Origin of the sequence: Comamonas testosteroni, assembly GCF_030505195.1 — a bacterium.
Taxonomy (GTDB): Bacteria; Pseudomonadota; Gammaproteobacteria; order Burkholderiales; family Burkholderiaceae_C; genus Comamonas; species Comamonas testosteroni_G.
In genome coordinates this window covers 480,689-493,638 of the sequence record NZ_CP129672.1, presented here as the reverse complement: position 1 = coordinate 493,638, position 12,950 = coordinate 480,689, and the positions used below count along the sequence as shown (strand labels likewise).

Sequence of the window (12,950 nt, the reverse complement as noted above, 5' to 3'; positions counted from 1 at the left end):
CACTTGCCGGTACCCTGGCAGGATGCATCAATGATGCCGGGACGTAGTTGCGGGCCTATGCCTGCCGAGGGTTTCAGTCAGACAATGGGTGGCATGAATATGAGCGGAGACCGGGATCGCTGGATGTATGACGACAATGGACGTACTTGGACCTGAAGTGATGGTGCCTTCTATGGCGCTCAGAACAGGTAGGTGAATAGCTGGTTCAAGGTTTTGCTTTGAGGCACTGCACGGTCCTTTCGTCCAGCCGCTCGGCTTACATGTCTGGGCACACGAATTTGTCGCGCAGTGCCTTCACTGGAACAAAGGACTCATCAGTCTGCGCAAAAGAGCCGATCAGCCTCGACATCTGGTAGGCCGCCAAGTTTTATGGCTTCAAAGCTCCAAAAAACAGAGCGCATGGATACTGACTGTTGTACGAATTAGGTAAGCAAAGTAGCCGTTCAACAAGAATTTACAGCGGGCATCCTCCTCAGGAATAGTCTTGAAGACTCCTTCTTCTCTAGGAGTTGTCATGAAAGCGCTACTTTTAATTGCAGCAGTAGCCAGTACGCTGGCGGGTTGCTCAATGATGCCGGGCCGTGATGCCGGACGTATGCAAGAGCAAGGTGCCCAACGGACGATGGGAAGCAGTGATATGCGCTATGAATGGGGGCGTGGAGCGTATCAAGGTCCAGGCAGCGTGCCACTGTGGGCAGGCGGCGATGACACTTCTGGAGGCCTTGGCTGGCGCCGTGATTAAGCAGGAAGAACCATATCTTGCGCGAATGCCTCTATTTCTTACCTGGCACCCCAAGGATCTTCCTTTAGACACTGCACGGTTTTGTCGCCCTGCCACTCAAGGAGGTTCCGATCACCTGGTATTGACTGGGCAAGTCCAGTTGGAGCAATCCAGACAGAGCACACCTGTCGCTCGTACCGATCTGTCTTGGTGCACCGCAACTCAGCCTCTTTTTGAAATGTCAGCTCGGCTAGTGCTTACCGAACACCTTGTCCAAATGGCTGCTTGCGTTCTGGGGGGGCCTGACTTTGACTTGCTCATAAGCGCCAGGTTAGCCGCAGGGAACTGTCAGAGTGCATCGTCCGAGATGCTGGCAATGAGGCAAAGGAGGGCAGCTGCCGAGCATGACTTCAGTCTATTAGGTAAGAAAAAAGCCCGCAATGCGGGCTAATCATCAATTCAAAATAGATGCGCAAGTTGCTGATTTCAATTGCGTGCAACTGGTTGGTTTTGTTTGACTTTCTAGGTCAGTCTTATGAAAAACCAATTAAATCAACGGCTTGTGGCGTGTAAAGGTGTCTGCAAATGCCACCGGTTCGTCATCCTGAACCGGGGGTTCAGGTGGGCAAGAGCAACCTATCGTTGGGTTCATCTGACGCGAGACGATCACGCTCAATAGGTAATTTATCAAGCCCATGCTCGTTGAGCATTGGTTCAAGGAAATATAAAAACCGGCAGATTTGCAGACGGTTTTATTCTAACGGGTATTGGCAGTTGCGCGGAGGTCATGACTGCTTTGCTGCTGAGGTTACCTGATCAGAGCAGCCTGGAGTCAGCATCCAGTGCCTGATCGAGCTTGAGCACCAGTTTCTCGGCAAGCTCCTGCTGGCGCTGCAGCTCAGCCTGGGCGGCCTCATTGACCTCGGGGGGAGCGAGCTGCTCCTGAGCAAGTGCCTGCATTTCTGCCTGGGCGTTGGCCATAAGGGTTTGCTGGGCATCGCGGTCAAGCACGTCGAAAGCCATATTGAGGGCTGCCAGCACCGCCACACGCTCGCGCGAGCGGACCTTGCCGCTGTCGCGGATGCGGGTCATGGCGTCGTCCACGCGGCGAACGGCTTCCTGCACACGTTCTTCTTGACCATCGGGGCAGGTCAGCACATAGCTTTGCTGCATGATTTGCACATCAATCTGCTTCATGGGCGTCAGTGGCGGGTCTGGTGATGGAGGGTGACGGCTGTCACTCTCCCTGGTTGGCGGGCAGGCGTTCGATCAATGCATCGACGCGCGCACGTGCAGCCTGCAGGCGCAGACGCAGCAAATCGCGCTCTTGCGTCAGAGCGATGACCTGATCGGTGAGCAGGGTGTTGGTGCGCTGCAGTTCCTCGTGGCGCACCAGCAGACGCTCTACGCGCTCGGCAATGAGATCAAGAGAGGGCTGGGTGGTCATAGACTCTGCCATTGTAGGTCTTGCAGTCCGTGGGTGAGTATAAATGTGCAGGCAAATTCGCAGTTTGCGCCAGAGCACAGTCTGCTTGACTGCCGCAGTCGGGAGACTGGAATATTTCTCTCAAAATCGTAGCGTGCTGCGCAAGTTCTGTGTGCCTCAAACGCATGTTTAAGGTAAAAAATCGTCACCTGATCCACGCAAGGCTACTTCTAATGAGGGATTTGCGCCGCGTAGTGCTCATTACAATGGGTGCCTGTTGGTGCTCGAGGCTGCTTTTCTGTGGCCTCAGTTCAACGGGAAGCAGGGAGGTGCTGGCCAGATGCACTGGCACTCCGAACCTGCGCTGCCCCCGCAACGGTCGGCGAATAGAATGCTGCGGCATTCCGCCTTTTTCCCCATGGTCACTGGCGCTGCGCGCTGGGAAGGCCGGCAAGAGGATGATTCGCCTAGCCCGGATACCGGCCAACATGGGTTGCCTGCATTTTGTGCAGGTATGTTTGCTCAATGTCGGCGGGTAGGCTGGCGTGGGCGTATTCAAGTGTGCTTTCCATGAGTTCGCAATCTTCGTCCCTGCACTTGGTGCAGGTGGCTTCGCGCGCACGCGCCTCTTTTGCTCTCCGTCCCACTTTGCTGGCATCTGCACTGGCCGTGGCGTTTGCCGCACAGGCTCAGTCAGCTGCACAGGCCGATGCGGTGCCAATGAAAGAAACTGTGGTCACCGCCAATCGCATCGAGCAGCCTTTGTCCGATCTGGTGGTCGATATGTCGGTGGTGGGCCGTGAAACGATTGAAGCTGCGGGTGCCGTGGGCGTGGCCGATGTGCTCTCGCGTCTGCCGGGTGTGCAAATAGTGCGCAACGGCGGCGCCGGCTCCAACACCAGCGTTTATTTGCGCGGTGCCGACACGCGTTTCACTGCCGTTTATATCGATGGCGTGCGAGTGGACTCGCAGTCCACGGGTGGTGCCTCCTGGCAGGACATCCCGCTAGAAGCGGTCGACCGCATTGAAGTGTTGCGTGGTCCAGCGGCGGCTGTTTACGGCTCTGACGCCATTGGCGGCGTGGTGCAGATCTTCACCAAAAAGGGTGAGGGCAAAGCCAAGCCCTATGTGGGCCTGGGCTGGGGCAGTCGTGGCACGGTGAAGGCTCTGGCGGGCGTCAGCGGCGGTGCCGGCGGCTGGGATTACAGCCTGGGTGTTTCGCATGCCAGCAGCAACGGCTTCAATGCCAAGACCTCTGCGGGCTTCAATCCCGATGCCGATGGTTATCGCAACAATGCCTTTAACGGACGTGTGGGCTACCAGATCAACAGCAATCAACGTGTTGAAGCCACGGCTCTGACTAGCTACATGAATGCGGGTTATGACGCCACTGTCTCCAAGATCAGCCCCATGGCGGACGACCGCAGCATCTACAAGATGAATGCGGTAGGCTTGAACTGGCTGGCCAAATGGAGCGATGTCTACAGCACGCGCCTTCAGTACACGCAGTCACGCGATTTCTACCAGACCAAGCCCAGCGTCTATGAAACCGACACACGTTTGCACAGTTATCTGTTTCAGAACGAGTGGCGGCTGGGAGCGCAGACCGTGACGGCCGCGCTGGAGCGCCGTGAGGACAAGCTGGTCAACAACGGCCTGGATATCGGCAGCCGCAATCGCTCCCAGAACGCACTGGCACTGGGTTATGGCCTGTATGCTGGCAAGCACACGTTGCAGCTCAACGCCCGTCATGACCGCGACAGCGAGTTCGGCGGCCACACCACGGGCAGTGCTGCGTATGGTTATGAGTTCATGCCCAACTGGCGCGCAACCGCATCGGCCGGCACTGCCTTTCGCGCACCTACGCTCTATCAGCGCTTCAGCCAATATGGCGATGCCAGCCTGTCGCCCGAAAAAGGCCGCAATGTGGAACTGGGCCTGAAATGGGGCAAGGGCAGCGACAGCTTCTCGGCCACGCTTTATCGCAACAATGTCTCCAATCTCATCAACTATGTGGGTGGTACGGGCACCTGTACGGGCAATACCGGCCTTTACGGCGGCTGCTATGCCAACGTGGCCAAGGCCCGTTACGAAGGCCTCACCCTGGCCGCCACCACCCGCTTGGGCATGGTGAATCTGCAAGGTTCGGTGGACTTCCAGGATCCGCGCGACACCGATAAGGATCTGCAACTGGCTCGCCGCTCCAAGCGTTACGCCAATCTGTCTGCCGACACCACACTGGCCGGCTGGAGGCTGGGCGCCGAAATGCAGGCCGCCGGAAAGCGCTTTGACGATGCTGCCAACAAGACCGTGCTGGGCGGCTACACGCTCTGGAATCTGAGTGCACAAAAGCAGCTGACACGTGAATGGAGCCTGGTGGCGCGCATCAACAATCTGGCTGACAAGCGCTATGAGCTGGCCCGTACCTATGCCACCGAAGGCCGCAGCGGCTATATCGGTGTGAAGTGGGAAGCTAACTGAACAGGGTCGCCATGACATCCATCGCAATGCCGGAAAAAACTACTCGCTGCCCCGCGCTACTGATCAGTGCCCCGGCCTCCGGTCAGGGCAAGACCACCGTGACGGCGGCGCTGGCGCGGCTGCACGCGCGCCAGGGGCGCAAGGTGCGCGTATTCAAGTGCGGGCCGGATTTTCTGGACCCCTACTGGCACGAGCTGGCCAGTGGTTCGCCCGTGCATTCGGTGGATTTGTGGATGACGGGCGAGGCCGATGTGCGCCAGCGCCTGCATGAGGCGGCCCAGGAGGCCGATCTGATTCTTGTTGAAGGCGTGATGGGCCTGTTCGACGGCAACTTCAGCGCAGGCGATCTGGCGCAGCTGCTGGGTCTGCCTGTGCTGGCCGTGGTCGATGCCTCGGCCATGGCGGGCACTTTCGGGGCGCTGGCCTACGGCTTGCAGCATTACCAGGCCGGCCTGCGCTGGGCCGGCATGCTGGCCAACCGGGTGGCCACGGCGCACCATGCGGATCTGCTCAGGCAAGGCCTGCGCGACCAGGCGCTGTGGCTTGGTGCCATGCCCGGAGTGCAACTGGGCGATGCGGCAGTCAAGGCCAGGTCTGCGGCGCTGCTGCCGGAGCGTCACCTGGGCCTGATCGCCGCCCACGAACTCGACGATGCCCTGCAGCGTCTGGATGCCGCGGCCGATGCCCTGGCCCAGACGCCGCTGGGGCAAAGGGCCTGGGTTTCGGACGACGGTCAGCCCAACTGGCAGGATTGGTGTGTGGACTTTGCCGCACCGGACATTGGCGCAGCTCAGCCTCGCTTGGAGCCGTGGCTCAGCGGCCGCCGCATTGCCATTGCGCGCGATGCAGCGTTTTCCTTTATTTATCCCGCCAATCTGGACTGTCTGCTTGCCATGGGGGCAGAGCTGTGCTTTTTCTCTCCACTGGCTGGTGATGCGCTGCCGCCCTGCGATGCGATCTGGCTGCCCGGCGGCTATCCGGAGCTGCATGCTCGGGCCCTGCATGAGAACCGGCAGTTGCGCGACGGCATTGCCCAGCATATGGCGCAGGGCAAGCCTGTCTGGGCCGAGTGCGGCGGCATGCTGGCGCTGTGTGATGGTGTGACCGCCCTGGACGGCAGCACCCAGTCCATGTGGGGGCTGTTGCCCGGTCAGGTCGTCATGCAGAGTCGGCTCGGCGGTCTGGGCATGCAGCAGCTGGCACTCGATGCGGGCCTGTTGCGCGGTCATACCTTTCACTACACACGGCTGGAGACAGCCATGCCGGTGCTCACGCGCAGCAGCCGCCCCGGCGCGGCCGTTCAGGCCGATCGTGGCGAGGCGCTCTATCAGCATGGCAGTGTACGGGCCAGTTACTTTCATGCCTGGTTTCCGTCCTGTCCATCGGCTGTGGCGGCGCTTTTTGGCGCAACAATCGAAGGCTGAGCCTTTAGTCCATCACCATGAGCCCTGCAAGCACAGTCTCCTTCGTCATGCCGCGTACCCAGCTCATATTGGGCGGGCAGAAAAGCGGCAAATCCCGTCGCGCTGAGTTGCTGGCGCGCCAGTGGCTGCAGGCGGATGCCGGGCATCAGGCTGCGCTGGTGGCAACCGGCCAGGCTTGGGATGCGGAAATGAGCGAGCGCATTGCGCGCCACCAGCGCGACCGCGCCGAGCGCGTGCCCGGCATGTTGACCATAGAGGAGCCTCGCGAGCTGGCCCAGGTGCTGGCCCGGCACAGCAGCCCGCAGAGGCTGCTAGTGATTGATTGCCTGACCTTGTGGCTGACGAACTGGCTGATGCCGGTGCAGGCTGAGGATTTGGAGGGAAATCAGTCTCTCTCTCATGACTGGCAAGCTCAGCTGGCGTTCTTTCTGAAAGCGCTTGATGAGGCGGCCGGCCCGGTAATTCTGGTTGGCAACGAAATCGGTCTGGGCGTAATTCCCCTGGGGCGCGAAGTGCGCGCCTTTGTCGATGCCCTGGGTTTGCTCAATCAGCAGGCCGCAGCGCATTGCGAAAGCGTCACGCTGATGTGCGCCGGCTTGCCGCTGGCGCTGAAAGGGCCGCAGGCATGAGGGCCACCGTAAAACATTTTGCCGCTGCTGCGCTGCTTGTTTGCGGCCTGGCTGGGGCTTTGTCGGTGGCGGCGCAGTCCGTGCAGATCACCGATGCACGTGGCGCACAGGTGCAATTGGCCACGCCGCCGCAGCGCATCGTCAGCCTGCTGCCTTCGCTGACCGAGAGCCTGTGCGCGCTGGGCGGTTGCGAGCGCCTGGTGGGGGTGGATCGCTATTCCAACTGGCCCGCCCATGTGAAGACCTTGCCCGTGGTGGGCGGCGGGCTGGATCCGAATATCGAGAGCATTGTGGCGCTAAAGCCCGATCTGGTGCTGGTCTCCATGGCTTCACGCGCCATTGCGCGAATGAAGGCGCTGGGCCTCAAGGTGGTGGCGCTGGAGCCGCGCACCCACGAGGAAGCGCGCACCGTGATGCAGAAGCTGGGCCAGCTACTGGCCTTGCCGCCAGCCCAGGGCGCAGACCGCGTCTGGGCCGGAATCGAAGGCGACCTGAACAAGGCCGCAGCCAGCGTGCCCGATGCCATGCGCGGTCAGCGTGTGTACTTTGAAGCCAGCCGTGGCCCCTATGCCGCGGGCGAAAGATCCTTTATCGGCCAGACCCTGACGCGGCTGCATCTGCGCAATGTGGTCGATGCGGGGCAAGGGCCGTTTCCGCGCCTGAACCCCGAATATGTGGTCAAGCTGGACCCGGACATTCTGATGGCCGGCGAGCGGTCCTGGAAAACCGGTGTGCCCGAATACCCGGGCTGGGCCCAGATGCGGGCGGTGAAGCAGGGAGCGATCTGTGCCTTCACGCCCGAGCAATCCGACATTCTGGTGCGCCCCGGCCCGCGCATGGCGGAGGGGGCGCAGATCATCGTCCAGTGTCTGCAGCGTCTGGCGGCGAGGCAGGGCAAGAGCCGATGAAGGCCTGCATCTCCAGTCATCACCGCAGGGGGCAGCGCGGGCTTGCAACTGCCTGGCTGCTGCTGTGGCTGACGCTGGCTGCTACTTTGCTGGCGCTGTTGGGCGCGGGTATTGGCAGCACCGGGTTCGAGAGCGTGCTGCATGCCCGCCATGACCCGCTGGCCTGGCAGATCGTGATGGACATTCGCCTGCCGCGCACGGCGGCGGCCTTGCTGGCCGGAGGGTTGCTCGGGCTGGCCGGGGCGGTGGCGCAGGGCGTGTTTCGCAACCCGCTGGCCGATCCTTACTTGCTGGGCAGTGCCTCGGGGGCATCGCTGGGGGTGGCGCTGGCCATGGCCGCCCTGGGTGTCTCGCCCTTCGCTCTGGCCGGTCTGGCCCGCTGGGGCGTGACGGGCGCGGCTTTTGCCGGTGCGGTGCTGGCCGTGGTGCTGACCCTGGTGCTGGCCAAGGGCGTGCAGAACACCATGCGCCTGCTGCTGGCCGGTGTGGTGGTGGGCGTGGTGCTAGGCGCCGCCGCATCGCTGGTGCTGTTGATGAACCCCGACATCATGCAGGCCATGCAATCCTTCATGCTGGGCAGCACGGCCTTTGCGGGCTGGAATGCCTGCGCGCTCATGCTGTGGGTGCTGCTGCCAGCACTGGTGCTGGCCTGCTGCCTGAGCCGCGTACTCGACGGGCTGGCACTCGGCGAGGCCACGGCCCATAGCCTCGGTCTGCCGCTGGCGCCGCTGCGCCTGTTGCTGATCGTGCTGCTGGCTCTGGCCACGGGCACGGCTGTGGCGCAGACCGGTCTGATCGCTTTTGTAGGCCTGGCTGCACCTCATCTGGTGCGTTCCATGGTGCGTGCGCTGTACCGCTGGCTGCTGGTGCTCAGCAGCCTGATGGGGGCGGTGCTGCTGCTGGCCGCCGATCTGTTGGCGCGCTGGCTGATCGCACCTCAGGAGCTGCCTGTGGGGGTGCTCACCGCCGTGCTGGGCGGCAGCTATCTGCTCTGGTTGATGCACAAGCGTGGCGCCATGCCATCTGGAGAGGGTGCATGAGCAGCCATATCCAGACCGGTATTGCTTTGGCGACCGAGGCCCTGAGCGTGCAGCTGGGCGAGCGCGAGGTGCTGCGTCAGCTCAGTCTGCAGATCCCCAAAGGCCGCTGGACGGCCATCGTCGGCCCCAATGGCGCGGGCAAATCCACGCTGCTGCGCGCCATGGCAGGCATGCGTGCCGCCCACCAGCGGCAAAGCGGTGCCGTGTTTTTGCAGGGCCGCGAGCTGAGCGACTGGAATGGCCGAGAGCGTGCCAAGGCACTGGCCTGGCTGGGCCAGAATCAGCCGGTTGCGGCCGATATGGCCGTATATGACCTGGTCATGCTGGGGCGCTTGCCCCACCAGGGCTGGCTGGCTCCGGCCTCAAGCGCCGACCGCCAGGCCGTGGAGCAGGCGCTGCGCCAGACCCATGCCTGGGACTGGCGCCATCGCAGCATAGGCCAGCTATCGGGCGGTGAACGCCAGCGCGTGTTGCTGGCGCGGGCCCTGGCAGTGCAGGCCCGGACCCTGCTGATGGATGAGCCACTGGCCAATCTTGACCCGCCGCACCAGACCGACTGGATGCTGACGGCCCGCAGTCTGGTGCGGCAAGGCGTAACCCTGGTCAGCGTGCTGCACGAGCTGTCCTTTGCCCTGCTGGCCGATGAAATGGTCGTCATGCAGGCCGGTCGTATCACCCACCAGGGCGCTTGCGGCGATCCCGCTACCCACGCCGCGCTGGAGGCCGTGTTTGACCGGCGCATACAGGTACGCGAACTCGATGGCCTGTGGCTGGCCCTGCCGCGCTTGAGTTGAGCTCGGCCGAAATTCTTGATTTTTTTGCCATTTGGCCCTTGATAGACAAGCGAGAGTAGCTATGAATATTGAAACTCCTCCCACCGAAAAGCCTTACGAAAAGCCCGAGGGCGAGCGCCGCGGCCTGATCATCGTCAACACCGGCAATGGCAAGGGCAAGAGCACGGCCGCCTTTGGTCTGGCCTTTCGCGCCACGGGCCGGGGCAAGGCCGTCAAGGTCTATCAGTTCATGAAAGTGCCAACGGCCCGCTTTGGCGAGCACCGCCTGGCCGAGCAGGTCGGTCTGCCCATCGAAGGGCTGGGCGATGGCTTCAGCTGGAAGAGCAAGGATCTCGATCACTCAGCCCAGCTGGCGCGTGACGGCTGGGAAAAGGCCAAGGCCGATATTCTCTCGGGTGAGCTGTTTCTGGTCGTGCTCGACGAGATCACCTATCCCCTGATCTATGGCTGGCTGCCGCTGCAGGAGGTGCTGGACACGCTCAAGGCGCGCCCCAGGGATGTGCATGTCTGCCTGACAGGCCGCCGCTGCCCGCAGGAGATCATTGACATTGCCGACACCGTGACCGAGATGACGCTGATCAAACATGCTTTCCAGGCGGGTATTCCCGCTCAAAGAGGCATCGAAGACTGATGGCTTTTGCCACGTCTGTGGCGCGACAATAGTTCCATGACCGAATCCAAGACCAGCTCCTTCGCGACGATTGCCGCAACGCCTTTCACCGAGGCCGAGCGGGCTGCCGTCTACCGTGCCATCTATGAGCGCCGCGATATGCGCCATTTTGCAGGCGGGAAGGTGGCCGACGAGGTCTTGCTGCGCCTGCTGCGTGCTGCGCACCACGCGCCCAGCGTGGGGTTCATGCAGCCCTGGCGCTTTATTAGGGTCAGGAGCGCCGAGCTGCGCCGGCAGATCCACGGCCTGATCGAGGAGGAGCGTGTGCGCACCGCCCATGCCCTGGGCGAACGTGAGGAAGACTTCATGAAGCTCAAGGTTCAGGGCGTGCTCGATGCGGCCGAGGTGCTGGTCGTGGCCATGCCGCCGGGACGCGAGGCGCATATCTTCGGCCGTCGCACCCTGCCTGAGATGGATATCGCCAGCAGCGCCTGCGCCATCCAGAACCTCTGGCTGGCCGCGCGTGCCGAAGGTCTGGGCATGGGCTGGGTCTCGATTTTCGATCCGCTGGCGCTGGCAAGATTGCTGCAGATGCCTGAGGGTGCTCACCCGCTGGGCGTGCTCTGCCTGGGCCCTGTTGATGCCTACTATGCCGAGCCCATGCTGCAGCAGGAAAAGTGGGCCTGCCGGGCGCCTCTGGAAGACATGCTGATGGACGATGTCTGGGACGACTCGCGTGTGGTGGCTGCGGCCACCAAGGGCAAGCCGGGCAGCGGGCCATGCGCCGCGAAGGGCAAGCCAGACGCATGACGAGTTTTGGCTGGACTGAGCTGATCGGTCTTTCTCTCAGTCCACTGGCATGGCTCTACCAGACATTCACCGCCAGTGATCTGGCGGCGCTCAACTGGGCTGCCAATGCACAGGCCGGCCTGCTGGCCGTGTTGGTGGCCCTGTTGCTGGACCGGCTTTGGGGCGAGCCGCCGGTGTGGCTGCACCCGGTGGTGCTGATGGGCAAATTGCTGGGCTGGTCGGGGCAGGCGCTTGCGCCGCGTGCCGAAGTGCGGAGTGACTATCTGCGTTTTTGCCTGGCAGCGCTTGTCTGGTGCGCACTGGCAGCTCTGTTTTTCATGGTTTATGGACTGGCTCAGTTCATGCTGGGTTTTGCCCCCTGGTGGTTCTGGGGGCTGGCGATGGGGGTGTTGCTCAAGCCGCTGCTGTCCTGGCGCATGCTCAGGGATGAGGTGCTGGCGGTGGAGGCCGCACTGCAGCAATCGCTGCCCGCCGGGCGGGAGCGTCTGAGCTGGCTGGTGAGCCGCGACACGACACAGCTGGACGCGGCCACCGTGCGAGAAAGCGCCATCGAGACTCTGGCCGAGAACCTCAGTGACTCCGTGATTGCTCCGCTGTTCTGGTTTGCCGTGGCCGGCTTGCCCGGGGCGGCCGTCTATCGTCTTGCCAATACGGCCGATGCCATGTGGGGCTATCCGGGCTGGCGCGGCCAGGGCGACCGCCGCCGTCACTGGCAATGGGCGGGCAAATGGGCGGCACGCGCCGACGATGTGCTCAACTGGATTCCGGCACGCATCACCGCAATGTGGCTGGCGCTGCTGGCCGGCGGGCTGTCCTGGACCAGTTTGAGGCGCGATGCAGCAGTGACACCATCGCCCAATGGTGGCTGGCCCATGGGAGCCATGGCGCAGGCATTGGGGGTTCAGCTTTCCAAGCCTGGCGTCTATCGACTCAACCCGCAGGGGAGGGCACCGCAGGCGGCCGATCTGGAGATGTCTGTAAAATTTGCATCAAAAGTGATCGTATCGAATGTCCTGCTTGTGTTGGTAGCTATGATTTTGATTGTTCTGTGGAGAGGAAGGCTGCTTGCCAATGTTTGATGTGAATGCGGCAGCCGTGCATGGCGGTAGCGATGCGCTGGGCGTTCCGGCGCATGATTTCTCGACCAATCGCAATGCCTGCGGGCCTTGTCCCATGGCCGTGAAGGCGCTGCAGGCCGCCCATGTCGCGCAATACCCTGATCCGCAATACAGGGCATTGCGCGCACAGCTGGCGGCTTTTCATGGTGTGGCGGTAGAACGCATCCTGATCGGTGGCAGCAGCAGCGAGCTGATTCATCGCCTCACGCTGCACGCGGTGCGCAGCGGTGCCAAAAGCGTGCAGTTTCCCCAGCATCACTATGGAGACTATCTGCAGGCCGCGCGGGTTTGGCGGCTGGCGCTGTGCCGCCGCACAGAAGCGGCCGTGGCACCGTTGCTCAGTTGGGCTTGCGAGCCATCAAGCCCGCTGGGGGTGATGGAAGACATATGGCCTGCCTGGCAGCAGCCGCCGGCGCAGAAGGAATGGCGCGTGCTGGACTGCGCCTACCTTCCGCTATTGCTGGAGGGCGAATCGCCGGAGCGCAATCTTGATGCTGTCTGGCAGCTGTGGACGCCGAACAAGGCTCTGGGCATGACGGGTGTGCGCGCTGCCTATGCTATTGCCCCCCTGCATGCCACAGCTACAGAGCTGCAGGCGCTGAACGCGCTGGCGCCATCCTGGGTGGTGGGCTCGCATGGCGTGGCCATGCTGCAGGCCTGGGTGACGGACGAGGTGCAGCAATGGCTGGCCCACAGCCTTATGACCTTGCGCCGCTGGAAGGCGCAGCAGTTGGCGCTGTGCGAGAGACTGGGCTGGCAGGTCGTTCCCGGTCATCGGGCCAATTACTTTGTCGCAGGTCTGCCGCAGACGGAGCTTGCCGAGCCTCTGGCCGGCCTGCGTGCCCAGGGTATCAAGCTTCGCGACTGTGCAAGCTTTGGCCTGAGCGGCCATGCGCGGCTGGGTGTGCTGCCGCCTGTGTCACAGGCCGCGCTGGAGCAGTCCTGGAAAAGCATCCAATGACCTTGCCGATCAGACCCGATGGTCGCAA

General features: G+C 62.4%; 12 protein-coding genes and 1 riboswitch. Of the genes, 10 read left to right on the top strand and 2 right to left on the bottom strand.

What is annotated here, in order from left to right; all coding sequences use genetic code 11:
- Positions 1-1,537 precede the first annotated feature (1,537 nt).
- Both QYQ99_RS02165 and QYQ99_RS02160 read right to left on the bottom strand, forming a co-directional pair.
- On the bottom strand, positions 1,538-1,918 hold the full coding sequence (locus QYQ99_RS02165; protein WP_302091223.1) for a cell division protein ZapA: 381 nt from the start codon (positions 1,916-1,918) through the stop codon (positions 1,538-1,540).
- Between the two features lie 40 nt (positions 1,919-1,958).
- Positions 1,959-2,168: a hypothetical protein gene (locus tag QYQ99_RS02160; RefSeq protein ID WP_003063053.1), complete on the bottom strand. Its 210-nt coding sequence runs from the start codon at positions 2,166-2,168 to the stop codon at positions 1,959-1,961.
- Between the two features lie 240 nt (positions 2,169-2,408).
- Positions 2,409-2,649: riboswitch (cobalamin riboswitch) on the top strand.
- Between the two features lie 68 nt (positions 2,650-2,717).
- On the opposite strand from QYQ99_RS02160, the gene QYQ99_RS02155 reads away from it, so the two are divergent.
- The 10 genes from QYQ99_RS02155 (at position 2,718) to QYQ99_RS02110 (ending at position 12,922) form a co-directional block, all read left to right on the top strand.
- Complete coding sequence (locus QYQ99_RS02155) at positions 2,718-4,628, top strand: TonB-dependent receptor domain-containing protein (protein WP_302091222.1); 1,911 nt, start codon at positions 2,718-2,720, stop codon at positions 4,626-4,628.
- 11 nt (positions 4,629-4,639) lie between these two features.
- Complete coding sequence (locus QYQ99_RS02150) at positions 4,640-6,052, top strand: cobyrinate a,c-diamide synthase (RefSeq protein ID WP_302091221.1); 1,413 nt, start codon at positions 4,640-4,642, stop codon at positions 6,050-6,052.
- Positions 6,053-6,099: 47 nt separating this feature from the next.
- Positions 6,100-6,681 carry a bifunctional adenosylcobinamide kinase/adenosylcobinamide-phosphate guanylyltransferase gene (locus tag QYQ99_RS02145; RefSeq protein ID WP_302093091.1) on the top strand — a complete coding sequence of 194 codons (582 nt, stop codon included), beginning with the start codon at positions 6,100-6,102 and terminating at the stop codon, positions 6,679-6,681.
- On the top strand, positions 6,678-7,589 hold the full coding sequence (locus QYQ99_RS02140) for an ABC transporter substrate-binding protein (protein ID WP_302091220.1): 912 nt from the start codon (positions 6,678-6,680) through the stop codon (positions 7,587-7,589). The genes QYQ99_RS02145 and QYQ99_RS02140 overlap by 4 nt, the downstream gene beginning before the upstream one ends.
- Positions 7,586-8,629 carry a FecCD family ABC transporter permease gene (locus QYQ99_RS02135; protein ID WP_302093090.1) on the top strand — a complete coding sequence of 348 codons (1,044 nt, stop codon included), beginning with the start codon at positions 7,586-7,588 and terminating at the stop codon, positions 8,627-8,629. The genes QYQ99_RS02140 and QYQ99_RS02135 overlap by 4 nt, the downstream gene beginning before the upstream one ends.
- A complete protein-coding gene (locus QYQ99_RS02130; protein WP_302091219.1) occupies positions 8,626-9,423 on the top strand; it encodes an ABC transporter ATP-binding protein in 798 nt (265 codons plus the stop codon). Before QYQ99_RS02135 ends, QYQ99_RS02130 begins: the two co-directional genes overlap by 4 nt.
- Before the next feature lie 61 nt (positions 9,424-9,484).
- Complete coding sequence (gene cobO / locus QYQ99_RS02125; RefSeq protein WP_302091218.1) at positions 9,485-10,054, top strand: cob(I)yrinic acid a,c-diamide adenosyltransferase; 570 nt, start codon at positions 9,485-9,487, stop codon at positions 10,052-10,054.
- 36 nt (positions 10,055-10,090) lie between these two features.
- Complete coding sequence (bluB, locus tag QYQ99_RS02120) at positions 10,091-10,843, top strand: 5,6-dimethylbenzimidazole synthase (protein ID WP_302091217.1); 753 nt, start codon at positions 10,091-10,093, stop codon at positions 10,841-10,843.
- Positions 10,840-11,922, top strand: a complete 1,083-nt coding sequence (gene cbiB / locus QYQ99_RS02115) for an adenosylcobinamide-phosphate synthase CbiB (protein ID WP_302091216.1) — start codon at positions 10,840-10,842, stop codon at positions 11,920-11,922. Before bluB ends, cbiB begins: the two co-directional genes overlap by 4 nt.
- The gene (locus tag QYQ99_RS02110; protein WP_302093089.1) at positions 11,915-12,922 is read left to right on the top strand and encodes an aminotransferase class I/II-fold pyridoxal phosphate-dependent enzyme; all 1,008 of its coding nucleotides are present in this window, start codon (positions 11,915-11,917) and stop codon (positions 12,920-12,922) included. Before cbiB ends, QYQ99_RS02110 begins: the two co-directional genes overlap by 8 nt.
- Positions 12,923-12,950 lie beyond the last annotated feature (28 nt).